This is a genomic window from Curtobacterium sp. MEB011 (assembly GCF_030209655.1).
Lineage (GTDB): Bacteria > Actinomycetota > Actinomycetes > Actinomycetales > Microbacteriaceae > Curtobacterium > Curtobacterium poinsettiae.
On sequence record NZ_JARVRN010000004.1, the window covers coordinates 90689 to 114365 of the forward strand.

Below are 23677 nucleotides of genomic sequence, written 5' to 3' on the forward strand. Positions count from 1 at the left end.
GACTTAACCGTGTCAAGTGGTTGCCTGGCGGATTCGGGCGTGCCGGGTCGAATCGGGCGTACCGGGTCGGAAGTTTCGACCAGGTACGCCCGATTCCGCTTCCCATCGCGTGCGTCCCGGGAAGGAACGTCCGTCAGGAGATCGGGGTCGCGCTCCCCGTCACCGTGATCCCGCCGGCCTCGGGCACGTCCACGAGCAGCAGACTCGGACGCCCGACGTGTCGCCCCTGCCGGATCGTGACGCGGTCGCCCGGATGCGCTGCACCGATCTGCCGCAGGTACGCCCCGGTCGACGCTGCTGCCGATCCCGTCGCCGGGTCCTCGGTGATGCGTCCGGCGGGGAACAGGTTGCGCGCCTCGTACTCCCGCTCGCCGGTGCGGTGCAGCACCGTGACGGTCCCCGCCCAGCCGGCCTCGCGCTTGAGCTCGGCCAGGGGCCCCGGCGCGAACCGGAACTGGTGGAACAGCTCGTAGTCGTGCAGCACGAGCACCGGGTGCCAGTTGCCGGCGAAGGACTCCAGCACCGGGAACCCCGGAGCGATGTCCGCGGCCGAGAGCCCGAGCAGGTCGAACAGCCGCACCAGCAGAACCGGGTCGATGTCCCGTGTCGCCGGCTCGACGCTCGTCATCGCGACCAGCACCGAGCCGTCCGCACCGACGGTGGCGTCGAGCGTGACCTCGCCGGCCAGGGTCGTGAACACCCGGCGGCCCGGCCCCTCGCGCTCGGCCAGCGCGACGGCCAGCGCGACGGTGGCGTGCCCGCAGAACGGCACCTCGGCGCTCGGCGAGAAGTAGCGGACCCGCGGCCCGGTCGCCGTCGCACCCACGACGAAGGCGGTCTCGGGGTACCCGACCTGCCGGGCGACCGCGAGCATCTGGTCGTCGGACAGTCCGGCCGCGTCGAGCACGAGCCCGGCGGGGTTGCCTCCGCCCGGCTCGGCGGCGAACGCGGTGTACCGGAGGATCTCCTGCTGCATGCCCCGACGCTACTGCGGCGTCACGACCGGGTGCGCGGGCCGATCACCGACGGGTGGTCCGGCGTGGCAGGTGGGGGTAACCCCCGACAACTTCCGGGTGCGCACGTGATGTTTCAGCGCCGCGTCCGTCGCGAGACTGGATCCATGAGCACCGACACGCGCCCCACCACCGCCCGCCGCACCCTCCGGATCGCCCTCGCCTCCACCGCCGCGGTGTCCGCCCTGCTGCTCACCGCCGGCTGCAGCGCGATCCAGGACATGGTGCCGAACAAGACCCCGCAGAAGCACTTCGACACGTACTCGGACGCCCCGCGCTCCGGGGAGTCCGAGGACCTGGCCTTCTTCATGCCGAAGTGGGTGCCGAAGGACGCGAAGGACATCGACGTCCGCCTCCACGTCTCGCAGCCCGGGTACGTCATCGGGTTCGCCTCGAAGGACGGCGTCGACGTGGACGCCTGCACCCCGCTCGACACGTCATACGGCGGCACGGCGATGACCGCCGACTTCCTGCCGGAGCGTCTTCCGACCAAGGGCCTCGTCACCTGCGGCGACGGTCGCGCGGTCACCGAGATCGACGGCCGCTGGTACGGCTGGACCACGAAGGACGCCATCCCCGGTCAGGACGACACCCAGACCATGCACGGCACCGAGCACTGAACGCAGCCACCCACCGGCCTGGAGGCGCGGGGCGGCCCCGCACCGCGCCTCCCGTCCGTCACGCGGTCGCGCCCACCGCGCATGGGTGAGCAGAAGACGTCGGGTCCGCACCGCGAACCCGACGTCTTCTGCACACTCATCGCCCCGACGTGGGGCGTGGGGACTACTCCGCAGTCGCAGCCCGACGGCGGCGACGCACGATCAGCACACCCGCACCCGCCGCGAGCAACAGGAACGCCACCAGCGCACCGGCACCCATCCCTGCGGCGCCCGTGAACGCGAGCTGCCCGTCCGCGGTGATCGTGATCGGGCTCCACCCGATCAGCGTGCCGTCCGCAGCCGTCACCGCCAACCGGTGCGCACCAGCCACCGTGTCGGCAGGGATCGTCACCCGGACCGTCCCGTCAGCAGCGACCACAGCCGTGCCGATCAGCGTCGGCTCCGAGAACAACCACACGTTCACCGTGTCACCGGCAGACGCAGTACCCACCGTCACCGTGATGGTCTCCCCCGCACGAGCCGACGCCGGAGCCAAGACCCCACCACGGTTCGCCTCCGTCAACACCGACTCCGACGGCGCCACCGGGGCGACCGGCGCAGCCGACGGACCAGGGGTCGGGACCGCGGTGGGCGTCCCACCCGGAGTCGGCGTCGGGGTCGTGCCGCCGTCGCCCGGCGACGGGATCGGCGTCGGCGTCGGCGTCGGCGTCGGCTCCGTGCCCGGATCGGTGTCGCCGCCCTCGCACGGGTACGTCCCCGTCCGCAGCGAGAACCCGTCCGTGTCGTTGTCGTCGGCGGAGAAGGTCGCGCGCTCCCCGTCGGTGCAGACGCCCGAGATCGCGAAGCCCTCGTTGGCGAGCGTGCGGTCGGCGGCCGAGGGTGCCTCGTACAGCGTCGAGGCGCTGAAGGCCCCGTCGGTCACCTCGTACAGCGCGGTCCGGCCGGAGCACACGTCGTCGCAGACCACCCAGAGCGCGTCGAGCGTCGGGTCGAACTGCACGTCGGCGACGACGGCGAGCGAGGTCGCGATCGTGGCGATGCGCGCCGAGGACCCGTCGTCCATCAGGGCGTAGGCGTACACGCTCGCGGTGCCCTCGACCCCGACGAAGAACAGCCCCTCGCCGTGTCCGGCGTAGCGCGACGGTGCGTAGGCGGCGCCGGTGCGCTCGTCGGTGAAGCCGTGCGCGGTGAGCCAGGTGTCCGGGATCCAGGTGACGCCCTCGAGCCCGGCGTTCGCGCCGAGCCCGGGGAAGTCCGCGGCGAGGTTCCACTCGTCGGCGGCCCGCAGGGTGGCCTCGGAGCCGTCGGTCGTGGCGTAGCGCAGGACCGACGGGCGGCTCGTGCTCGACACGTCGTTGTTGCGCTCGGTCGACACGTAGACGGCGCCGGGGTCGTCGCTCGTGACGGTCACACCCTCGGCGTCCGGGGTGCCCGTGCCGTCGGCGTAGCGCAGGTCGGTGCCCGCGGCGTTCGACGGCGCCCAGCCGCCCGCGCCGTCCGAGGTCAGGTGGTAGAGCAGGCCGTCGCCGTTCTGCACGGCCCAGAGCTGCCCGTCCCGCGAGGTCGTCGAGGTCGTCCAGTCGAGGCCGCTCAGGTCACCGGTGAAGGTGTCCTCGTCGTCGAGCACGGTCTCGTCCGGGCCGCCGGGCCAGGCCTCGGCGGTGACGACGCCGGCGAACCGGTTCGCCGCACCCTTCGTGGGTGCTGCCGTCTCGGCGAAGTCCCCGGTGCCGTCGGGGTTGCGGCCGTACGTCGTGGTCGCGTGCGCCGTCCACGAGGTCGAGTCGACGACCGCGCCGCGGGCGTCGAACAGCCGCACGGAGTCCGCCTTGCCGAGTCCGAAGCCGAACGCCGCCTCGTCGAGGACGGTGAAGCCCCCGGCCGCGACGGTCGTACCCGCGGGGATCGTGTACGCGTGGTCGTCGTCGCTGTCGCGCAGCACGTACCCGCCCAGGTCGACGGTGGTGCTGCCGGTGTTGGTCAGCTCCACCCAGTCGCCGGGGGTGCCGTCCTGCGACTCGACCTCGTTGATCCGCACGGGTGAGGAGCAGTCGTTCGCAGCCCCCTTGGTCGACGCCGTGGTGTCCACGAGCGGCCCGACACCGTCGGCGCAGCGGCCGTAGGTGACACCCGCGTGGGTCGTCCAGGCGTACCGGAGCACCAGGTCGCCGGCAGGGTCGTAGAGGCGCGCGGTGTCGGCACCACCGAGCCCGAAGTCGAAGCCGGGGGCGGTCGCGGACAGCTGGTCGACGACGAAGTACCCGCCGGCGGCGATCGTCGAGCCGCTGGGGAGCACGTACGCGTCGTGCGAGTTGTCGGAGTCGAGGAACGCGTACCCGGTCAGGTCGATCGCGGTGCCCGAGGTGTTCTCGAGCTCCACCCAATCGGTGTCGTCGGCGTTCGACTCGACCTCGTTGACGACGAGGCCGTTCGCGGCGACGGCACCGACGGACGGGTCGTCGTCACCGACGGCGGCGAGGGCCGGGCTGGCGGTGACGACACCGGCGGCGACGACCAGGGCAGTCGCGACGGCCGCGCCGATGCGGAGTGTGGGTGGGCGCAGGGCAGGAGCGCGCATGCAGGGTCCTTCTCGGGACGATCGGGCTGAAGACCTGCACGACTGTTCAGCATCCACGCGACCGGCCGGTGGCCGCCCGGTGAACGGGCGGTGTCCCGGGTCGCGCCCGGCGCGCTGGACGCGCGACGTGTCGGCCTGGAGGCTCGGGGCGGGCCCGCACCGCGCCTCCCGTCCGCCGCGGGCACAGCCCACCGCACCCGGTGCGCAGAAGACGCCGGGTCCGCACGGCGAACCCGACGTCTTCTGCACACTCGTTGCTCGAGGTGTCAGCGCTCGGTGACCTCCGAGAAGTCGGGCGTCCCGTCGGGCAGCGCGGGCAGGGGCGTGCCGTCGACGTAGCGGGGCCAGGCCAGCGCGCGGGAGGCCGTCGGACGGGCCGCGTAGCGCCGTCCGTCGGACGCGACGACCGTGCCGGGCTCGGGCGTCGGTGCCGGTGCCGGGGTGGGCTCAGGGTGCAGCGCGGGAGCGGGCGGCGCGGGCACGGCAGCCTCTGGCTCCGGAGCGGCGGGCGTCGGCGTCGCGCCCCAAGCCGGCTGCTGGTCGGGCACCGGCCACGTCGCCGATGGCCGAGGCGCTCGGGGCCGGAACAGCGCGTTGCTGAGGGGCACCACGACGGTGCCGAGCAGGTCGAGGATCACCACCACCCAGACGAGCCGCCAGTAGCCCCGCGCGTAGTCGACGTCCGGCGCGAGCAGCGGGATCGAGAGCAGCAGCGCGAGCAGGGCGATGACGCCGACGGTGGTCTTCGCGACGACCTGCAGGACGGGCGTCGGGTAGCGGCGGTGGATCACGAGCAGCAGGTGGACGTGCAGGAGCGCCACCCGGGCGACGCCGACGAGCCAGATCCAGTGCCAGAAGTGCTCCAGGACGTACCAGATGCCGTCACCGTCCGGCCCCGTCGGCACGATCCACACCTTGTACAGGCCGGCGACGAGCAGGTACATCGACGTGGCGATGCTCGCGAACGCGAAGATCCCCGACCGCCGGGACGACACGTCGGCGTCGTACCAGGACAGCAACGCGAAGACGACCACCACGACGATCGTCAGGAGCAGCTGGACCGCGACCATGCCGAAGTCGCCGAGGAGCACCGCGGCGATCCCGACGAGCCCGGCGGCGACGACCGCGCCGATGATCGTGCGGAAGACGAGCGGGCGCACCCTCGCCCACCGCGGGTCCATCGTGCCGTCGGTGCTGTCCGTGCTGTCCGTGCCGCTGTCCGTCATGTGTCCCCCGTCGTCCCCGCACCCACGGCGGGTGCGTCGGACCGCAGCGTAGCGGGCCGGGGCGGTGCCCACGGATCGGGCCCGTCTCGTTGCCGGGGTCGTCAGCGCCGGATGAGCAGGGTGCTGGCCCGCGGCGAGAGCGCGGCGTCGAGCACCAGGCAGGCGGCACCCACGGCGGCGACGTCGGCACCGCGGTCACTCTCGACCACCTGCACCGGGTGCTTCGGCACGAGCAGCGGCGACCCGACGATGGCTGCACGCGCCGCGGGCAGCGCCGCACTCGCGATGCGCGACCAGAACGGGCCGCCGAACACCACGCGGTCGATGTCGAGCAGGTTGACGATGAGGATGACGGCGTTGCCCATGACGGTGCCGGCATCGGCCGCGAGCGTGACGGCGGTGTCGTCCCCGCCAGCGATCGCCGTTGCGAGTTCGTCCCACGCGGCGTCCACGGCGTCGACGTCGGTCGCGCCGCTGTCCGTGGCGTCGGCGGCACCGGCCTCGGCGCCGTCGGCATCGTCGGCCTCGGCGTCGTTGCCATCGTCGGCGGCGCCGGCCTCGGCGCTCACGCCGCCGCCGGACAACGCCAGGCCCCGCGACCGCGCGACCCGCACCAGCCGGTCCGGCGCGACGGCAGCGCCGACCTCGCCACGCGTGCCCGAGCCGTCCGGGGTGCCCGCGAGCGGCCCCTGGTCGACCATGATGTGTCCGGCGTCGCCCGCGTTCGACCCCACCCCGCGCACGGGTTCGTGGTCGACGACGAGCCCGACGCCGAACCCGGTGCCGAAGTACACGAACGCGAAGTTGCGGGCCGAGGACTCCCCCGCCAGGAACATCTCACCGACCGCGGCGGCCGTGACGTCCTTCTCGAGCAGGACCGGGTAGCCCGTGGCCTCGGCGAGCGCGTCGCGCAGGGGTACGTCCCGCCACCGCGGCAGGAACGGCGGGTCGACCACGATGCCCGCCTCGACGTCGATGGGTCCGGGGCTCGCGATCCCGACGCCGAGCACGCTGTCGACGGCCACCCCGGCGTCGGCGACGAGCCCGTCGACGGCCGAGGCGATGGTGCGCACCACCTGGGACGGGTCGTCGGCGGTGGGGGTCGAGGTCGTGGACGCAGCGACGACGGTGCCGGCGAGGTCGAGCAGCACGTAGGTGACGACGGCCGGGTCGACGTGCACGCCGACCGCGTACCGGCTGCCGGGCTCGAGCCGCAGGATGGTGCGGGGCTTGCCGCGGCCCGAGACGACGGTGCCGGACTCGACGATCATCCCGGCATCGATCAGGAACCGGGTGACGTTCGACACGGTCTGCGCGCTCAGGCCGGTGCGGGCGGCGAGTTCGACGCGGCTCAGGCCGTCGGGCGAGCGGCGGACGGCGTCGAGGACCACGGTGCGGTTGAACCCGCCGATCGACGGGAGGTTCGCTCCGCGTCGATGCTCTGCCATGCCGCGACGATACCGCGACCCCGCCCGGGTACCCGGCGGGTGGGCCAGCGTCCGCCGCTCTGGCGCCCGCTCGCGTGCCCGGCCCGGGTGCCCTGTGCCGGGTCAGTCCGCCGGATGCCCGGTCGACGACCGCACGACGAGCGAGACCGGGAGCGTCGCACCCTGCAGTGTCCCGTCGCCGATCGCCGCGAGCAGTCGCTCCACCGCCACGGTGCCCATCAGGGCGGTCGGTGAGTGCACGGTCGTCATGGGTGTGGGCAGCTGCGCCACGACGGAGATGTCGTTGTAGCCGACGATCGACAGGTCGTCGGGCACGCGGAGGCCGCGTTGCCGTGCAGCGCCCATCACGCCGATCGCCGCGGTGTCGTTGACGGCGAAGATCGCGGTCGGCGGGTCCGACAGCGAGAGCAGCGTGTGCGCGCCGACGACGCCTCCCTCGACCTCGAAGTCGCTGTGGACGACGAGCGCGTCGTCGACGACGAGGTCCCGTCGCTCGTGTGCCAGACGGAACCCGGCCACCCGCTCCACGGCGGTGCTGGCGTGGCGCGGACCGGCGATGACGCCGATGCGGCGGTGCCCCAACGCGAGCAGGTGTTCCGTGGCCATCCGGCCGCCCTCGACGTCGTCACCGACCACCGCGGGCATCCAGTCCCCGGGGTGGCGGTTCGTCGCGATGACCGGCACGGGGAGGTCCGTCAGCCGCGGGTTCGGGGACGACAGGTGGAGCGAACTGACGATGAGGCCGTCGACCTGTCGGGAGAGCAGGAAGTCGACCGCGTCCAGCTGCGCGCCCATGTCGTCCGGGGGCGTCGTGAGCAGGAGCTGGTACCCGGCGGAGCGGGCAGCCGACTCGACGGACTGGCAGATCGTCGCGATGACCGTGTCGGCGAGCCGCGGCATCACGACGCCGATGGTGTTCGACCGCCGGGTCCGGAGCGACGCTGCGATCCGGTTGGGGCGGTACCCGAGCTCGGCCGCCGCCGCGATCACCCGCTGCGCCGAGTCGCTCCACCCCTTGGTCGGCTCCGCCTGTCGGAGCACGCGCGACGCCGTCGAGACGTGCACGCCGGCGAGCGCGGCGATGGCCTGGAGGTTCACGTCACCACGACGATCCTGCTGACCGTGTCCGGCCGGGTCGTCGCCTGCACTGCCCATCCGTCGAGTCTAGGTGACGGATCGTCGTGACACCGTGCGGCGCGAACGTTTGCGAGCACCTCGACCGACGACGGCCCGGAGGATCCGAAACACACTGGTTACACGGCTGGACGTCGGTCGAAACAGTCGGGTGTCAGGATTCCGGGCAATGCAAACGATTGCACGAATTGCAGCAACGATGAGAGACGGTGTCCCATGGTGAAAGAGATCTTCGTGTCCTTCGGCGTCGACATCGACGCGGTCGCGGGCTGGCTCGGCTCCTACGGCGGGGCGGATTCCCCCTCGGACATCCAGCGCGGGATCTTCGCGGGGCGCACCGGCGTGCCGCGTCTGCAGAAGGTGTTCGACCGCGCCGACATCGCAGCGACCTGGTTCATCCCCGGCCACTCGCTCGAGACCTTCCCGGACGAGTGCAAGGCCCTGTTCGACGCCGGCCACGAGATCGGTGCGCACGGGTACAGCCACGAGAACCCGGTGGCGATGACCGAGGCGCAGGAGGACGCGGTGATGGAGCGCTCGGTCGAGCTGATCACCCGGCTCACGGGTCGGCAGCCGACGGGCTACGTCGCTCCGTGGTGGGAACTGAGCAGCTACACGCCCACACTCCTGGAGAAGTTCGGGTTCAGCTACGACCACAGTCAGCAGCACAAGGACTTCGTCCCCTACTACTCGATCGTCGGCGACCAGTGGACACCGATCGACTACTCGCAGGACCCGCACACGTGGATGACGCCGCTCGTCCACGGGAGCGAGATCGACCTCGTCGAGATCGCGGCGAACTGGTACGTCGACGACCTGCCCCCGATGATGTTCATCAAGTCGAGCCCGAACAGCCACGGATTCGTCAACCCGCGCGACGTCGAGCAGATGTGGAAGGACCAGTTCGACTGGGTGTACCGCGAACTCGACTACGCCGTCTTCCCGATCACGATCCACCCCGACGTCTCCGGGCGCCCGCAGGTCCTGCTCATGATCGAGCGGCTCATCGAGTACATCAGGGGCCACGAGGGCGTCCGGTTCGTCACGATGAACGAGATCGCCGACGACTTCCGCGTCCGCTTCCCGTTCGCGCAGCCCGAGCGTCCACGCGAGTCCTGATGTGCGGCGGATGTGGCGGCAACGGCGGGAACCGTGACTGGTACGCCGCCGGTGTCGAGGACTCCCCGGCCGCGCGCAAGCGGGCGCAGCTCCGGCTGGCCGCCTGGGCGACCCGGCTCTTCGCGGACGACCGGATCCGTGTCCACGAGGTCCCGGGCACCGTCCGGCTCGTGATCGTCGGGCCGACCGGCAAGCGCGTCGTGGCGCAGGGCGTCGACGGCGTCCTGGACGCGGTCGAACAGGTCGGAGCCGGGCGCACCGACTGGTCGGCCGTCGCGACCCGCGTCCGCAGGGCCGACCCGCGGGACGACACCGACTGGGAACACCGCAGCCTCGCCCGCGCGGTCGATCGACGAAGGGACACCCGGCCGTGACGGACCCCACGCTCCCGCGGATCGTGTACCTCGCCCTCGGCGGGACCATCGCGAGCGTCACCTCGGGCGATCCGCGCGGTTCCGGCGATCCGCGCGGCTTCGGCGCCGTCCCGCGGATCGCAGCCCGTGACCTCCTCGCCGGTGTGCCGGACATCGCGCAGGTCGCACGGGTCGAGGCCCGCCAGCTCGGCATGGTGCCCTCTCCCTCGCTCGACTTCGACGACGTGCAGCGCGCGCTCGACGCCGCGCGGGACGCCGTCGGCTCCGGAGCCTCGGGCGTCGTGCTGTCGCAGGGCACGGACACCATCGAGGAGACCGCGTACCTGCTCGACCTCGCGTGGGACCGCTCAGAGCCCCTCGTCGTCACCGGAGCGATGCGCCACGCCTCCTCGCCCGGTGCGGACGGTCCGGCGAACCTGCTGGCGGCCGTGAACGTGGCCGCGGCACCGGCAGCAGCGGGACGCGGTGTCCTCGTCGTGCTCGACGACGAGGTGCACGCCGCCAGGGCGGTCCGCAAGACGCACACCTCGTCGACCGGCGCCTTCACCTCTCCGGGTTCCGGTCCGCTCGGACGGGTCACCGAGGGCTCGCCCGTCTTCCACGCTCCCGCGGCCCGAGTACCCGCGCTCACCACACGCGTCGCCCCGCTGCCCCCGGTGGCCCTGCAGCGGGTCACCCTCGCTGACGACGGCCGGGTCCTGTCGACCCTGGACGGACTCGGGTACCGCGGCGCGGTCATCGAGGGCTTCGGCGGCGGGCACGTCGCCGAGCGCACGGTCGATGCCGTCCGCGCACTCGCCGCGCAGATGCCGGTCGTGCTGGCGTCGCGGACCGGCGCCGGCGCGACGCTCACGACGACGTACGGCTTCGCGGGCGGCGAGATCGACCTGCTCGGCGCCGGACTCGTCCCCGCCGGCACCCTCGACGGCCTCAAGGCGCGCCTCCTGCTGGCCGCGCTGCTCGCCCTCGACGCCCCGGACGACCGCATCCACGCGGCGTTCGACGCCCATGGCCGGGGCTCATCCCCGACCGGACACCCCTGACCGCACCGACGCTCCGCCTCCGCCCGTCAGCCCGCGCCGCGACACCGTCGCAGCGCCGCACCGCCGTACCGAGAGGAAGACCATGTCCACCACGACCATCCACGAGCCCGAGGACCTCGAGCTCGCCACCGGGACGTTCCCGACGATCGGGCCGAAGGAGACCAAGCGCGGCGCGACGCTGGCGTTCTTCGCCTGGACCCTCGCCGTCTACGACTTCATCATGTTCGGCACGCTCCTCCCCCGCATCGCCGAGGACTTCGGGTGGAACGAGCAGACCGCCCTGCTGGCGAACACCCTCGTGAGCGTCGGGGTCTTCGTCGTCGTCGTCCTCGTCGGTCTGTTCGTGGACCGACTCGGTCGGCGCCGGGGCATGATGATCACGATCGGCGGCGCGGCCATGTCCTCGCTGCTGACGGCGGCGTCGACGGGGGTCGCTTCGCTCGTCGGCTTCCGGGCCCTGAGCGGGTTCGGGATGGCCGAGCAGTCGGTCAACTCCACCTACCTCAACGAGGTCTTCGCGCTCACCGAGCTCGAGGGCGTCAAGAAGCGTCGCGGCTTCTTCTACAGCCTCGTCCAGACCGGGTGGCCGATCGGCGCGCTCCTCGCGGCCGCGTTCATCGCCGGCATCAACGGGCTGTTCGGACAGGAGTCCTGGCGGCTCGCGTTCCTCATCGCCACCGTCCCGGCGCTGTTCGTGCTGTTCCTGCGCAAGGGCATCAAGGAGACGCCGCAGCACCGTCTGAACACCTACCTGCGGCAGCTGCGGAAGTCCGGTCGCACCGAGGAGGCCGCCGAGGTCGCCGCCCGCTTCGGCATCGTCGACGAGGGTCCGAACCCGTTGCGGGCGATCTTCGGCCGACGGTACGCACGCAACACCGTCGTGCTCTCGATCGCCTGGATCGTGAACTACTTCGGCATCACCACCACGAGCGTGCTCGGGACGACGATGCTCGAGGGCGTCAAGGGTGTCGACCCGAGCATGTCGCTGCTCATCATCGTGCTGTCCAACGTGGTCGGCGCCGCCGGCTACCTGTTCCACGGCTGGCTCGGCGACATCATCGGCCGCAAGACCACGATCGTCGTGGGCTGGGTGCTCGCCGGTGTGTGCTGGACCCTCTTCGTGCTCGGGCCGGACGACTTCGGCTACGTCCTCGTCACGTACATGCTGACGCTGTTCTTCCTGCTCGGACCGTACGCGTCGCTGCTCTTCCTGCAGGCGGAGTGCTTCGACTCGAGCTGCCGCGCGACCGGTTCCGCGTTCGTCACCGCGATGGGACAGCCCGGCACCATCATCGGCTCGGCTGTGCTGACGGCCCTCGTCGCCGGGAGCATCGGGCTCGGCCCGGCAGCCCTCATCGTCGGTGCGGGCGGCATGGTCCTCTCCGGTCTGATCATGCTCGCGACGAAGCGCGTGGCGGTGATCGAGCATTGAGCGTCACGACACCGGCAGGCGTGTACTCCGAGTTCGCGGGGAGCGTGGTCGTCATCACCGGCGCCGCGAGCGGGATCGGCGCGGCCCTCGCCGTGCAGCTCGCCGAGTACGGCGCGAACATCGTCATCCCCGTCTTCGCGGGTGACCCGCACGATCCCGCACCCGTCGTCGACGCCGTCGAGGCGGCCGGTGGCAGTGCGCTGACGGTCGCCGCGGACGTCCGCAGCACCGAGGACGTCGACGCCGTGTTCCAGGCGGCCGTCGACCGCTGGGGGCGCGTCGACCACGTCGTGGCGGGAGCGGGGGTGCTCCGTCGGCAGCCGCTCGACACCATGACCGACGCGGCGTGGGACGACATCCTGCAGGTGGACCTGCACGGTGTGATGCGCACGCTCCGGGCCGGCGCCCGACACCTCGACCGGGGCGGGTCGATGGTGGCCGTCTCGTCGATCGCGGGCGGGGTGTACGGCTGGGTCGCGCACAGCCACTACGCCGCGTGCAAGGCGGCGGTGATCGGCCTCGCCCGGAGTGCGGCGGCCGAACTGGCACCGCGTGGGATCCGGGTGAACACCATCATCCCGGGGCTCATCGAGACGCCGCAGTCCTCGGACGCCCAGAACTCGCTCGGTCCGGCGGGCCTCGCCGCCGCGGGTGCTCGGATCCCGTGGGGTCGTGTCGGCCACGCCGAGGAGGCCGCCGCGGCCATCCGGTTCCTGCTCAGCCACGAGGCGCGCTACGTCACCGGGCAGGAACTCGTCGTCGACGGCGGCCTGACGATCCTGATGGCCGACTGATGCCGGACCGGACGGTGTTCGACCTCACCGGGACGACCGCGCTCGTGACGGGCGGTGCGAGCGGCATCGGGCTCGCGATCGTGGAGACCTTCGTCGCCGCAGGAGCGCGGGTCGTCGCCGCCGACCTCGACGCCGACGGCCTGGCGGACCTCGCCGAGCGGCTGGGCGTCCGGACCATCGTGCTCGACGTCACCGACGAGGACCGGGTCGAGGCCGCCGTGGCGTCGGTCGACGAGGAGTCCGGTGGGATCCAGGTCCTGGTGAACGCCGCCGGCGTGCTCTCGCAGGCGCCGCTCGAGGAACTCACCACGGAGGACTGGGCGCGTGTCATCGCGATCGACCTGACCGGGGTCTTCCTGGTGATGCGAGCAGTCGGTCGGCGGATGCTCCGCGACGGGCACGGGCGCATCATCAACCTCGCCTCGCAGCTGGCGATCAAGGGCGGTTCCGAGGTCGCGCACTACGCGGCAGCGAAGGCCGGCGTCATCGCGCTGACGAAGAGCGCCGCGATCGAGTGGAGCGGGCGGGGTGTGCTCGTCAACGCGATCGCACCCGGCCCGATCGTCTCCCCGATGACGGACCGGATGACCCAGCAGTGGCGGACCGACAAGGCCGCCGAGCTGCCGATCGGACGCTTCGGCATCCCGGCCGAGGTCGCGCCGACCGCCCTGCTCCTCGCGTCGTCCCCGGCGGGTGACCTGTACACCGGGCAGACGCTCGGCCCGAACTCGGGTGACGTCATGCCGTGAGCAGCACCCGCCGGTCGGCCGCCCGGTTCCGCCGCGACAACGGTGCGGTCTCGGTCTGCCGTCGCCACTGGCTTCCGCAGGGTCAGCACCGTTACCCTGGCCGCATGTCCGACCTGCGCCTGGAAGAACTCTCCGCGAAGACCGCTGCCGCGGCCAACTCCCTGACGCTCAAGCCGGGCCAGGAACAGTTCGTGCAGCCGACCACCTACGGGGTCGCCGAGACCGACGTCAAGCCGAGCTCCGCGTGGACCCGTGTCGTCCTCGACGACGACGAGGTCCTCGGCCTGATCATCGGTTCGTTCGACGCCGACAACGCGCAGGAAGAACTGCGCAGCTGCATCTGGCGTGTCAACGTGGCAGCCAGCGCGCAGGGCCGTGGCGTCGGTCGCTTCGCCGTGCACGGTCTGGCGGACGAAGCGCGCAGCCGCGGGTTCGAGCGACTGACGGTCGTGTACGAGCCCGGCGGCGACGACAGCCCCGAGGCGTTCTTCCGCGCCGTGGGCTTCGAGGTCGTGCGCGAGACCCAGTACGGCGACCACTTCGCGGTCCTGACGCTCTAGCACGCTCCGACGACGTGCCCACCGACGACCCATCGGTCGACTTCGGCGCCGCCGTCGCCGAGGTGGTGCGGATGATCCCGCCCGGTCACGTCATGACGTACGGCGACGTCGCGGCAGCCCTCGGATCGCGGGCCTCTCGTGCCGTCGGCAAGGTGATGGCGCACGAGGGCGCCGACCTGCCGTGGTGGCGTGTGGTGCGCGCGGGTGGGCACCCGCCGCTCCACCACGAGGCCCGGGCGCTCGAGCACTACCGGGCCGAGGGAACCCCGCTCGTGCAGGGGACGACGACCTGGAGGCTCGACATGCGTCGTGCGCGCTGGTCACCGGCAACGGACGCGGACGACCCGTTCTGACCCCGCGCCGCGTGGGTCGGCCTCAGCGGTCGAAGCGCGCACCCTTCGGGTTCGCGGGCAGCAGGCACAGGACGTACACGATCAGCGAGCCGAGGCCCGGCAGCACGTGCAGGAACTGCCAGAAGCCGGACAGGTTCGCGTCGTGCAGTCGTCGGGCGCCGAGGCCGAGGGAGCCGACGAGCGTGGCGAGCACCCACAGCATGAACAGGTACGACCCGACGGGGTTCTCGAGCACCGGGGTGTCCGGCGTGAACACCTGCGGCACGAGCTGCAGCACGAGCCCGATCGCGAGCGACGTCAGCCACCACCACCAGAACTCGGCGCGCGATGCCCGTCCGGTGAACACGGTGTACTTCCGCCAGAACCGGCGAACGGCCTCGGTGAAGGGGGCACCGTAGAAGGGGTCGTGCAGGGCGACGCCGCCGGGCTGCACCACGCTGTCGTTGCTCATGGAGCAAGCCAACCACGTGGTGCAGCCCGACCGGGGCCTAGACGAGCGAGTCGCGCCAGGCTGCGTGCAGCTGGGCGAAGCGCCCGGTGCCGGCGATGAGGTCGGCGGGGGTACCGTCCTCGACGATCCGGCCGTGCTCCATCACGAGCACCCGGTGGGCGATCGCGACGGTGGACAGCCGGTGCGCGATGATCACCGCGGTGCGGTCGGCGAGCAGGGTCTCCAGGCCCTCCTGCACGAGTCGCTCCGAGGGGATGTCGAGCGACGCCGTGGCCTCGTCGAGGATGAGCACCTTCGGGTCCGCGATGAACGCCCGCGCGAACGAGAGCAGCTGCCGCTGGCCCGCCGAGACACGGCCACCGCGCTTGTTCACGTCGGTGTCGTACCCGTCGGGCAGCGCCATGATGAACTCGTGCGCGCCGACCGCCTTGGCCGACGCCTCGATCTCCTGGCGGGACGCCCCGGGCTTGCCGAGCGCGATGTTGTCCGCGACGGTTCCGGAGAACAGGTAGGCCTCTTGCGTGACCATGACGATCGCGCGGCGCATGTCCTTCGTGTCGAGGTCACGCAGGTCCACACCGTCGAGCTTGACGGAGCCCTGACTCGGGTCGTAGAAGCGTGCCATGAGCTTGGCGAGCGTCGACTTGCCGGCGCCGGTGGAACCGACGAGGGCGATGGTCTGCCCCGACGGGATGTGCAGGTCGAACTCCGGCAGCACGACCTTGCCCTTGTTGTAGGCGAACACGACGTCGTCGAAGTCCATCTTCCCGGTGGCGTCCGCCAGACGGGTGGGCTTCACGGGGTCCGGCACGCTCGGCCGTTCCTCGAGGACGCCGGAGATCTTCTCCATCGCCGCCGAGGCGGACTGGTACCCGTTGTAGAACATCGCGAGTTCCTGCGCCGGGTCGAAGAAGCGCTTGGCGTACAGCGCGACCGCGAGCAGCGCACCGACCTCAAGCGTCCCGCCGACGATCCGGAAGCCGCCGACGATGACGACCGCGGCGAGCGTGGCGTTGCCGATGAGCACGAGCACCGGGTCGAAGGTCCCGAACAGGTTGAACACCTTCGTGTTCGCCACCCGGTAGTCCTCGACGTAGCCGCCGTACTCGTCACGGTTGCGGGACTCCTTGCGGAACGCCTGCACCGCGCGGATGCCCGTCATCGTCTCGACGAAGTGCACGATCACGCGCGCCGAGGTGACACGGGTGGAGCGGAACAGCGTCTGCGAGTTCGTCTGGAACCAGCGGATCAGGAACCAGAGCGGCACGAGCGACACCGCGAGCACGAGCCCGGACGTCGGGTCGAGCAGCACCAGGGCCACGGCGGTGAACGCCATGTACAGCACGCCCTGGATGAGCTGGTTCAGCCCCGAGTCGAGCAGCTCGCGGATCGAGTCGAGGTCACTCGTCTGGCGCGAGATGATCCGGCCGGACGTGTAGGTCTCGTGGAACTCCAGCGAGAGCCGCTGCGTGTGCAGGAACACCCGCTTACGCAGGTCGAACAGGATCGCCTGGCTGATCCGCGCCGCGAGCACCGTGTACCAGGCGGTGAGCACCGCACCGAGGACGGCCACGACGATGTACGTCGAGACGACGCCGAACGCCGGCACCCAGTCGTTCTGGTCCATCACCGCGGGCAGGGCGTTGTCGATGCCCCATGCGATGAGCGCCGGACCCGCGACGGTGCCGGCGGTCGAGACCACGACCACGATGCCGAGCAGCACCAGCCGGAGCTTCAGCGGTGCGGCGAGGGACCCGAGCAGGGCGAGGGACCGGCGCCGCAGGCGCTTGCTCTCGGCCTTCGTGAAGTCCTCACGCTCCTCGCCGCGCACGCCCATGGTGGTGATCGAGGCGGTGACGGGGGCGGCAGCCTGCGCGTCGGCGATGTCGTCGACGACGGGATCCGCGCCTCCCGGCCCGGCCGACATGTCGAGCGGCAGGTTCTTCTCTTGCTGGCTCATGCCATCGCCTCCTGTCGTGCGGTCGCGTCGTCGTCGTCGAGCGACGAGATGACGTAGCGGTAGTGCTCGTTGGTGGCCATCAGGTCGTGGTGGGTCCCGACGGCCGTGACGACGCCGTTCTCCATCAGGGCGACCCGGTCGGCCAGCGTCACCGTCGACGGACGGTGCGCCACGATGAGCGACGTGGTGTCGGCGAGCACGCGTCGCAGGCCCGCTTCGACCCGAGCCTCGGTGTCGACGTCGAGCGCCGACAGCGGGTCGTCGAGCACCAGGACCGACGGCCGCGCCGCGATCGCACGGGCGAGTGCCAGGCGCTGGCGCTGCCCACCGGACAGCGACAGCCCCTCTTCACCGACCCGGGTGTCGACGCCGTCGGGCAGGTCGTCCACGAAGGACGCCTGCGCGATGTCGAGCGCCTCACGCATGAGCGCCTCGGCCTCGGCACCCTGCACGTCCGGTCGACCGAGCAGCACGTTCTCACGCACGGTCGACGAGAACAGGGTGGCGTCCTCGAAGGCGACGCCGACGTGCCGGCGGAGCTCTTCGCGGGTGAGGTCGCGGATGTCGACCCCGTCGATCGTCACCGAACCGCCGGTCACGTCGTACAGACGCGGCACGAGCGAGAGCAGCGTGGTCTTGCCGCAGCCGGTCAGCCCGACGAGCGCCATGGTCTCGCCCGGCTGCAGCTGCAGTTCGACGCCGTTGATCAGGTCCGGGTACTGCGGTGCGGAGTCCTGGTACCGGAAGTGCACGCCGTTGAACGACAGCGCACCGTGCGGCTCGGCGATCGTCTTCGGGTGTTCCGGGTCCGTGATGGTGTTCTCGGAGTCCATGACCTCGAAGAAGCGGTCGACCGCCGTGCGGGTGTCGAACGTCATCGAGAGCAGGAAGCCGATCGACTCGATCGGGAACCGCAGCACCGTCGCCGTCGCGAAGAACGCGAACAGCTGGCCGACGCTGAGCTGCCCCTGCGAGGCCAGCCAGATGCCGGCGAGCAGGCACAGCGCGAACGCGACGTCCGGCACGAGCAGCAGCCACAGCCAGATGCCGGCGATGGCCTTCGCCTTCTTGATCTCGGTGCCGCGCAGGGCCTCGGCCTGCTCGCTGAACTCCTCGAGCTTCGCGCCGCCGCGACCGAACGCCTTGAGCACGCGGATGCCGTGCACCGACTGCTCGACGCTCGTGGCGAGGTCGCCCACCTGGTCCTGGCTGCGGCGTGCGACGGCGGAGTACCGGCGCTCGAACAGCAGGCCGTTGATCCACAGCGGGATCGACGCGATCAGGAAGATCAGCCCGAGGATCCACCCGAAGGTGAACAGCACGACGAAGCCGACGACGATCGTCACGATGTTGACGACGAGCAGGACGACCCCGAAGGCCAGCCAGCGCCGGATCAGCGACAGGTCGGACACGGAACGGGACAGCAGCTGCCCGGACTCCCAGCGGTCGTGGAACGCGACCGGCAGGTCCTGCAGCTTCGCGTAGAGCGAGTTGCGCATGCTCGTCTCGATGCGGGTCGAGGGACGCATCACCAGCCGACGGCGCGAGGCGATGAAGAACGCCTCGAGCACACCGAGGGCGAGCACCCCGAGCCCGGCGGGCCAGATCTGTGCCGAGTCGCGCGACGACAGCGGACCGTCGACGAGCCACTGCAGCACGTAGGGGATTGCGAGCGCCACCAGGGAGGCTCCCATCGCTGCGGCCATGCCGCCGATGAGGCGCCCCTGGTAGGGCTTCACGTAGGGGTAGATCCGCGCGATCGCGCGGAAGGTGGACGGGCGCGCCGTGGTGGGCGACTTGGACATGGTTGCGTCCTCATGCGTCTGCCGGGTCCCCGGGTCGCGCTGCGCGGTGCGTGCTTGCTTGCTGCTTGCTTGCTTGCTTGCTTGCTTGCTTGCTTGCTTGCTTGCTTGCTGCTTGCTTGCTCGCGTCGCGCGGCTTCGGCCTGGAGGCTCGGTGTGGCGTTGCGTGGTGATCATCGGCCGGGCGCGTGGTCGCGTCTCCGCCGTCACTCGCGTGACGTCGGTCGGGCCGGAGGCACCGGGGGAGCGTCGTCCCCCGGGTTCAGGCGGGTGGTTCGCGGACGCCGGTGGTGCTGCGTCGCGGGGCCGTGGGAACGGCCCGACTAGACGGCGGCCGCGACGCGGGGTCGCGGTGCGATCGGGGATCGCCGTGCGGGAGTGGTCCCCACGACGGACACGAGACCTGCGCGGGCGGCCGTCGCCACGGTTCCGGTCATGTTGTCCATCGTCACTCCAGTCGTCGTCTTCGTCACCGTTGTGTCCGCGGTGCCGCCGGTCCCGAGGGATCGTCGGCTGCCTGCCGCGGAGCCTTAAAGACTATTCACAGTGACTGTCGCCGCGCAATGGTCTGCCACCGATTGTTCACATCGGTGGACGAAGTGGCAGTGCACATCAGTGGAAGAAGTGGCGCTCGCTCGTGAAGTACATCGTCACGCCAGCAGCCTTCGCCGCAGCGATGACCTCGTCGTCACGGACGCTGCCACCGGGCTGCGCCACCGCACGGACACCGGCGTCGAGCAGCACCTGCAAGCCGTCGGCGAACGGGAAGAACGCATCCGACGCCGCGACGCTGCCGGCAGCCCGGTCACCCGCACGGTTCACGGCGAGGTGGCACGAGTCGACCCGGTTGACCTGGCCCATGCCGACACCGACGCTCGCGCCCTGGTTCGCCAGCAGGATGGCGTTCGACTTCACCGAACGGCTGGCACGCCACGCGAAGGCCAGGTCGGTCAGGGTCTGCGCATCGGCGGGCTCGCCGGCCACGAGGGTCCAGGTGGACTGGTCGAAGCCCGTGAAGCGGTCGGCGTCCTGCACCAGGAACCCGCCGGAGACCTGCTTGACCTCGCGGTCGGCGAGCGCGAAGTCGGCCGGCAGCGTGAGCAGGCGGATGTTCTTCTTGCGCGACAGGACCTCGAGCGCCTCGGGGTCGAACCCGGGGGCGACGACGACCTCGGTGAAGATGTCCTTGACGGTCTCGGCCATGGCCAGGGTGACCGGGCGGTTCGCGGCGATGACCCCGCCGAACGCCGACAGCGGGTCGCAGGCGTGCGCGGCGGCGTGGGCCGAGGCGATCGGGTCGGCGGCGTCGGCCGGGGCGATCGCGATGCCGCACGGGTTGGCGTGCTTGATGATCGCGACGGCGGGCTCGTCGAAGTCGAAGGCCGCGCGGACCGCCGCGTCGGCGTCGACGTAGTTGTTGTACGACATCTCCTTGCCGTGCAGCTGCGTCGCCTGTGCGATACCGGTGCCGTCCGGCGTCGTGTAGAGCGCCGCGGCCTGGTGGGCGTTCTCGCCGTAGCGCAGGGTCGCGGACAGCTCGGCACCGACCGACAGGTACTCGTCGAACGCGCCAGGGGTCCGGATGTCGCCGGAGGCCGTCGGGGCTGCGGCGGCGGAGACGACGTCGCTCGCGAAGTAGGACGCCACCGCGGTGTCGTACGCGGCGGTGTGCGCGAAGGCCTGGGCGGCGAGGCGCTTCCGGAGCTCGAGCGTGGTGCCGCCGGCACGCACGGCCTCGACGACCTCGGGGTAGGACGCCGGGGACACGACGATCGCCACGTTCGGGTGGTTCTTCGCCGAGGCACGGACCATCGCGGGGCCGCCGATGTCCACGTTCTCGACCACGGTCGCGGTGTCGGCGCCGGACGCCACGGTCTCGACGAACGGGTAGAGGTTCACCACGACGAGTTCGAACGGCGCGATGTCGAGGTCGGCGAGCTGCTGCTCGTGCGACTCGAGCCGCAGGTCGGCGAGCAGGCCGGCGTGCACCGACGGGTGCAGCGTCTTCACGCGACCGTCGAGCGACTCCGGGAACCCGGTGACGCTCGCGACGTCGGTGACGGCGTAGCCCGCGTCACGGATGGTCTGCGCGGTGGAACCGGTCGACACGATCTCGACCCCGGAGTCGGCCAGGGCGCCGGCGAGCTCGAGCAGGCCGGACTTGTCGCTCACCGAGATCAGTGCACGGCGGACCGGCACCACGTCCCGGTCGCGGTAGAGGCTGGGGTCGGCTGCGTGCACGCTCATGCGCTCGGGGTGCCCTTCAGTTCGGTGGTGCCGTTGGCGATGTCGAGGATGGTCTGGATGAGCAGGCGGCGCTCGACCGGCTTGATGCGGTCGTGCAGCGTCGACTCGCTGTCGCCCGGCAGCACCGGGATGCGCTCCTGGGCCAGGATCGGCCCGGTGTCGACGCCGTCGTCGACCGCGATGACGCTCGCACCGGTCTCGGTCACGCCGGCGGCGAGTGCGTCCCGCACGCCGTGGGCGCCGGGGAACTCGGGCAGGTACGCCGGGTGGGTGTTGATGATCCCCGGTGCGAACTCGGACACCACGGCCGGGGGCAGCAGGCGCATCAGGCCGGAGAGCACGAGCAGGTCGGGCGACCACGGACGGATCTGCTCCGCCAGGGCCTGCCCCCACTCGGCGCGGGAGTCGTAGCGGGTGAACGGGACCGTGAAGGTCGGGATCGAGAACTCCTCGCCCAGCCCGAGCCCCTCGGCGTCGCGGTCGGCACCGATGGCGACGACACGGGCGGGGTACTCGGCGTCGAAGGTCGCTTCGAGCAGGGCTCGGAGGTTCGACCCGGTACCGGAGATCAGGACGACCAGTTCGAGCACGGCACCAACCCTACCGGGAGGCACGGCGTCGGCGGGCGCTGTTACCGGTCGTCCTTCGGCTGTCGCCACCAGGGCAGTTCGTCCTCGGGGATCTGGTCGGTGACGTCCCACTTCGCCTGGCGGGGCTGCTGCTCCCGCTCCGGTGCGGGCGCCCGGGTGTCGTGGACGACGTCGACGCGGTCCGCCTCGGCGGTCTCGTCCAGGTCGTCCCGGCCGGCGACGAACTCCTCGGTGCTCCACGGGAACGCGGGCTGGGCGTCGGTGGGCACGCGCGGCGGTGCTGCCGCGGGGGCGGTGGGCGGCTCGGGGGCGGGCTGCTGCGGCTCGGCGTCGGAGCCGGTCACGCGGCCGCGCAGTGCACCGGCTCGTCCCCGGACCCCCTCGGCCGCGCCGGCCAGACGGTCGCGCAGGCCGCCCAGGGCTGCTCGTCCGGCACCGCGTCGCACCGGTTCGGGCTCGGCGGCGAGGCGGTCGGCGGCCACCGCGTCGGTCTTCGCCCAGTCGGGGAGCTCGACGTCGTGGTCGGTGTCGCCGGCACGGGGTGGAGGCGTGGGTGCGGAGGCGGGGTCGGGTTCGCGGGCGGGGCGGGGCGGTGTCGCATCGGCCGGCTCGTCCCCGACGACCTCGCTGCCGATCGGCCCGGTCGTGTGTTCGGTCGTCGCGCGTTCGGTCGTCACCCGCGGGCGCGCTGCCGTCGACCCGTCGTGGGACTCCTCGACGACGAAGCGGTGCACGTCGGTGGTCCGTCCGGCCCCGGCCTGGTCGAGCGCAGCGAGCAGAGACCCCTCGCCGAGGTCTGCTCCGGCGCGAGCGGTGTCGTGGTCCTCGTCGGCCTCGTCCGCCTCGGTCCAGCGCTCGCGCCTCCACCCGCCCTCCGGCAGTCGGACGAGGTCACTGCCCGCGGCGAGGGCGATGATCGCCGGCAGGCCGACCTCGAGTGCGGCGAACCCACCGACCGCCAGGGCGTTCGGGCCGACGTCGGCCAGGCGTCCCGGGCCGAGCGATCCGGACGACACCCAGGCGACGAGCCCCGTGAGCACGCCGGCGACGAGTCCTGCCGCGACGCCGCCGAACGCACGGTGCAGCGCGGAGTCGGCGGTGCCCAGGGCCCGCACCAACCGGGGCCGCATCGAGCCGCCGATCGCGAACCCGGCGATGACGGGCACCAGGATCCAGACGAGCCCGAAGGTGTGACCCGAGGTCGGCAGCGCGCCGAAGACCGGCAGGCCGGGGATCGGGCCCAGGGTCGTGGCGATCGGGGACACGCTCGACCCGGTGCCGATGGCGAACCCGGGGCCGATCAGCCACGAGGTCGCCCACCCGACGAAGTCCGGCAGGAACGCGAGCTGTCCGACGGTGAGCGCGACACCACCGATGACCCCGGCGTGCGACTGCTCGTACAGGGTGATGACCTCGGCGAACGAGGTGAAGAGCAGCAGGCCGACCAGCACCGCGGCCACGCCGACGACCACGGCGGTCGCGGCGGTCCCGGCGCGCAGGCCGAACCCGGCGACGGACCGCCAGACGGCGGGGACGCGGTCGACCAGGTCGATGACCCGCTGGGTGACGGCGTCGGCGGGCATGTCCCGGCGACGACGGCAGACCTCGGACGCGGCGAGTGCGGGGATCCCGAACCAGAGCGCCGGCAGCACCACGGCCTGCCAGAGCGTGGGGTGGGTGGCGGCGGAGGTCGTCGACAGCGCGACGGCCAGACCGAGGAGCGCGACGACGGCGGTGCCGACCAGCAGGCCGGTCGTGCGGTGCTCGGTCTCGGCGAACCGGCGTCCGGCACGGGCGCCGAGCCAGGCGGTCACGACCGCGAACCCGAGGGCCGCCAGGGTGACGTGGATGGGGTCGGCAGCGCCGCTGACCCCGGTGCTCTTGGCGAGTGCGGAACCGAGCAGGAACGAGACGTCGACGCCGTGCCCGACGAGCCAGACGCTGCCGGTGGCCTTCCAGAAGACGTCCCAGTCGACCTGCAGGCCGTACTCGAACCCCCAGAGCAGCGTCAGCGGCACGAGGGCGATCCCGATGCCGACGCCGACCGTCACGACCGCCTCGATCGCGGCGAGCAGAGCGGTTCCCAGGCGGTTCATCGCAGCGAGGATACGTGCCCCTCGCGCGGCCACCCCGGAGCCGCGCGGCTGCCGACGCAAAACACCGGTGTTCGCAGGACGAACACGC

The 23677-nt window shown here is 71.8% G+C and carries 20 protein-coding genes; 9 read left to right on the forward strand and 11 right to left on the reverse strand.

The window, feature by feature from the left end:
- Positions 1-133: 133 nt before the first annotated feature.
- Positions 134-976 carry a PhzF family phenazine biosynthesis protein gene (locus QRN30_RS06060; protein ID WP_140448521.1) on the reverse strand — a complete coding sequence of 281 codons (843 nt, stop codon included), beginning with the start codon at positions 974-976 and terminating at the stop codon, positions 134-136.
- A 144-nt stretch (positions 977-1120) separates the two neighbouring features.
- Here QRN30_RS06060 and QRN30_RS06065 point away from each other — a divergent pair, with 144 nt between their 5' ends.
- Positions 1121-1633 carry a hypothetical protein gene (locus tag QRN30_RS06065; protein ID WP_140448522.1) on the forward strand — a complete coding sequence of 171 codons (513 nt, stop codon included), beginning with the start codon at positions 1121-1123 and terminating at the stop codon, positions 1631-1633.
- Between the two features lie 163 nt (positions 1634-1796).
- On the opposite strand, the gene QRN30_RS06070 is transcribed toward QRN30_RS06065, so the two are convergent.
- The 4 genes from QRN30_RS06070 to QRN30_RS06085 all read right to left on the reverse strand — a co-directional run bounded on the left by QRN30_RS06070 (position 1797) and on the right by QRN30_RS06085 (position 8040).
- Complete coding sequence (locus tag QRN30_RS06070; protein ID WP_284760648.1) at positions 1797-4211, reverse strand: lamin tail domain-containing protein; 2415 nt, start codon at positions 4209-4211, stop codon at positions 1797-1799.
- Positions 4212-4477: 266 nt separating this feature from the next.
- Positions 4478-5437: a hypothetical protein gene (locus QRN30_RS06075; protein WP_284760649.1), complete on the reverse strand. Its 960-nt coding sequence runs from the start codon at positions 5435-5437 to the stop codon at positions 4478-4480.
- 101 nt (positions 5438-5538) lie between these two features.
- The gene (locus tag QRN30_RS06080; protein WP_284760650.1) at positions 5539-6885 is read right to left on the reverse strand and encodes an ROK family transcriptional regulator; all 1347 of its coding nucleotides are present in this window, start codon (positions 6883-6885) and stop codon (positions 5539-5541) included.
- Positions 6886-6987: 102 nt separating this feature from the next.
- Positions 6988-8040: a LacI family DNA-binding transcriptional regulator gene (locus QRN30_RS06085; RefSeq protein WP_284760651.1), complete on the reverse strand. Its 1053-nt coding sequence runs from the start codon at positions 8038-8040 to the stop codon at positions 6988-6990.
- Between the two features lie 195 nt (positions 8041-8235).
- On the opposite strand from QRN30_RS06085, the gene QRN30_RS06090 reads away from it, so the two are divergent.
- The 8 genes from QRN30_RS06090 to QRN30_RS06125 all read left to right on the forward strand — a co-directional run bounded on the left by QRN30_RS06090 (position 8236) and on the right by QRN30_RS06125 (position 14443).
- Positions 8236-9138, forward strand: a complete 903-nt coding sequence (locus tag QRN30_RS06090; protein ID WP_017888138.1) for a polysaccharide deacetylase family protein — start codon at positions 8236-8238, stop codon at positions 9136-9138.
- Positions 9138-9512 (forward strand): hypothetical protein, encoded by a 375-nt coding sequence (locus tag QRN30_RS06095; protein WP_017888139.1) that lies wholly within the window; start codon positions 9138-9140, stop codon positions 9510-9512. The genes QRN30_RS06090 and QRN30_RS06095 overlap by 1 nt, the downstream gene beginning before the upstream one ends.
- On the forward strand, positions 9509-10555 hold the full coding sequence (locus QRN30_RS06100; RefSeq protein WP_214532014.1) for an asparaginase: 1047 nt from the start codon (positions 9509-9511) through the stop codon (positions 10553-10555). The genes QRN30_RS06095 and QRN30_RS06100 overlap by 4 nt, the downstream gene beginning before the upstream one ends.
- An 82-nt stretch (positions 10556-10637) precedes the next feature.
- Positions 10638-11987, forward strand: coding sequence for an MFS transporter (locus QRN30_RS06105; protein ID WP_214562604.1), 1350 nt, complete (start codon positions 10638-10640; stop codon positions 11985-11987).
- On the forward strand, positions 11984-12781 hold the full coding sequence (locus QRN30_RS06110) for an SDR family NAD(P)-dependent oxidoreductase (RefSeq protein WP_228500948.1): 798 nt from the start codon (positions 11984-11986) through the stop codon (positions 12779-12781). The genes QRN30_RS06105 and QRN30_RS06110 overlap by 4 nt, the downstream gene beginning before the upstream one ends.
- Entirely contained in the window at positions 12781-13530 is a 750-nt protein-coding gene (locus QRN30_RS06115) for an SDR family NAD(P)-dependent oxidoreductase (protein ID WP_214584793.1), read from the forward strand. The genes QRN30_RS06110 and QRN30_RS06115 overlap by 1 nt, the downstream gene beginning before the upstream one ends.
- 104 nt (positions 13531-13634) lie before the next feature.
- Positions 13635-14090, forward strand: a complete 456-nt coding sequence (locus tag QRN30_RS06120) for a GNAT family N-acetyltransferase (RefSeq protein WP_017888144.1) — start codon at positions 13635-13637, stop codon at positions 14088-14090.
- 14 nt (positions 14091-14104) lie between these two features.
- Complete coding sequence (locus tag QRN30_RS06125; RefSeq protein WP_284760652.1) at positions 14105-14443, forward strand: MGMT family protein; 339 nt, start codon at positions 14105-14107, stop codon at positions 14441-14443.
- Positions 14444-14465: 22 nt separating this feature from the next.
- Here the strand turns inward: QRN30_RS06125 and QRN30_RS06130 are convergent, their stop codons facing one another.
- The 6 genes from QRN30_RS06130 to QRN30_RS06155 all read right to left on the reverse strand — a co-directional run bounded on the left by QRN30_RS06130 (position 14466) and on the right by QRN30_RS06155 (position 23589).
- Entirely contained in the window at positions 14466-14894 is a 429-nt protein-coding gene (locus tag QRN30_RS06130) for a DUF805 domain-containing protein (protein WP_017888146.1), read from the reverse strand.
- A 37-nt stretch (positions 14895-14931) separates the two neighbouring features.
- A complete protein-coding gene (locus tag QRN30_RS06135) occupies positions 14932-16731 on the reverse strand; it encodes an ABC transporter ATP-binding protein (protein ID WP_031260262.1) in 1800 nt (599 codons plus the stop codon).
- 119 nt (positions 16732-16850) lie between these two features.
- A complete protein-coding gene (locus QRN30_RS06140) occupies positions 16851-18659 on the reverse strand; it encodes an ABC transporter ATP-binding protein (protein WP_027466673.1) in 1809 nt (602 codons plus the stop codon).
- Between the two features lie 609 nt (positions 18660-19268).
- The gene (purH, locus tag QRN30_RS06145) at positions 19269-20903 is read right to left on the reverse strand and encodes a bifunctional phosphoribosylaminoimidazolecarboxamide formyltransferase/IMP cyclohydrolase (protein WP_262160993.1); all 1635 of its coding nucleotides are present in this window, start codon (positions 20901-20903) and stop codon (positions 19269-19271) included.
- Positions 20900-21493 (reverse strand): phosphoribosylglycinamide formyltransferase, encoded by a 594-nt coding sequence (purN, locus tag QRN30_RS06150; protein ID WP_042539801.1) that lies wholly within the window; start codon positions 21491-21493, stop codon positions 20900-20902. Before purN ends, purH begins: the two co-directional genes overlap by 4 nt.
- Before the next feature lie 41 nt (positions 21494-21534).
- Positions 21535-23589: a cell division protein PerM gene (locus QRN30_RS06155; RefSeq protein WP_284760653.1), complete on the reverse strand. Its 2055-nt coding sequence runs from the start codon at positions 23587-23589 to the stop codon at positions 21535-21537.
- Between the last annotated feature and the right edge of the window lie 88 nt (positions 23590-23677).

Excerpts from the sequence above, each read along its gene's own strand:
- QRN30_RS06060 (WP_140448521.1), bottom strand. The coding sequence starts at position 976 with ATGCAGCAGGAGATCCTCCGGTACACCGCGTTCGCCGCCGAGCCGGGC.
- QRN30_RS06065 (WP_140448522.1), top strand. The coding sequence starts at position 1,121 with ATGAGCACCGACACGCGCCCCACCACCGCCCGCCGCACCCTCCGGATC.
- QRN30_RS06070 (WP_284760648.1), bottom strand. The coding sequence starts at position 4,211 with ATGCGCGCTCCTGCCCTGCGCCCACCCACACTCCGCATCGGCGCGGCC.
- QRN30_RS06075 (WP_284760649.1), bottom strand. The coding sequence starts at position 5,437 with ATGACGGACAGCGGCACGGACAGCACGGACAGCACCGACGGCACGATG.
- QRN30_RS06080 (WP_284760650.1), bottom strand. The coding sequence starts at position 6,885 with ATGGCAGAGCATCGACGCGGAGCGAACCTCCCGTCGATCGGCGGGTTC.
- QRN30_RS06085 (WP_284760651.1), bottom strand. The coding sequence starts at position 8,040 with ATGGGCAGTGCAGGCGACGACCCGGCCGGACACGGTCAGCAGGATCGT.
- QRN30_RS06090 (WP_017888138.1), top strand. The coding sequence starts at position 8,236 with ATGGTGAAAGAGATCTTCGTGTCCTTCGGCGTCGACATCGACGCGGTC.
- QRN30_RS06095 (WP_017888139.1), top strand. The coding sequence starts at position 9,138 with ATGTGCGGCGGATGTGGCGGCAACGGCGGGAACCGTGACTGGTACGCC.
- QRN30_RS06105 (WP_214562604.1), top strand. The coding sequence starts at position 10,638 with ATGTCCACCACGACCATCCACGAGCCCGAGGACCTCGAGCTCGCCACC.
- QRN30_RS06115 (WP_214584793.1), top strand. The coding sequence starts at position 12,781 with ATGCCGGACCGGACGGTGTTCGACCTCACCGGGACGACCGCGCTCGTG.
- QRN30_RS06120 (WP_017888144.1), top strand. The coding sequence starts at position 13,635 with ATGTCCGACCTGCGCCTGGAAGAACTCTCCGCGAAGACCGCTGCCGCG.
- QRN30_RS06130 (WP_017888146.1), bottom strand. The coding sequence starts at position 14,894 with ATGAGCAACGACAGCGTGGTGCAGCCCGGCGGCGTCGCCCTGCACGAC.
- QRN30_RS06135 (WP_031260262.1), bottom strand. The coding sequence starts at position 16,731 with ATGGGCGTGCGCGGCGAGGAGCGTGAGGACTTCACGAAGGCCGAGAGC.
- QRN30_RS06140 (WP_027466673.1), bottom strand. The coding sequence starts at position 18,659 with ATGTCCAAGTCGCCCACCACGGCGCGCCCGTCCACCTTCCGCGCGATC.
- purH (WP_262160993.1), bottom strand. The coding sequence starts at position 20,903 with ATGAGCGTGCACGCAGCCGACCCCAGCCTCTACCGCGACCGGGACGTG.
- QRN30_RS06155 (WP_284760653.1), bottom strand. The coding sequence starts at position 23,589 with ATGAACCGCCTGGGAACCGCTCTGCTCGCCGCGATCGAGGCGGTCGTG.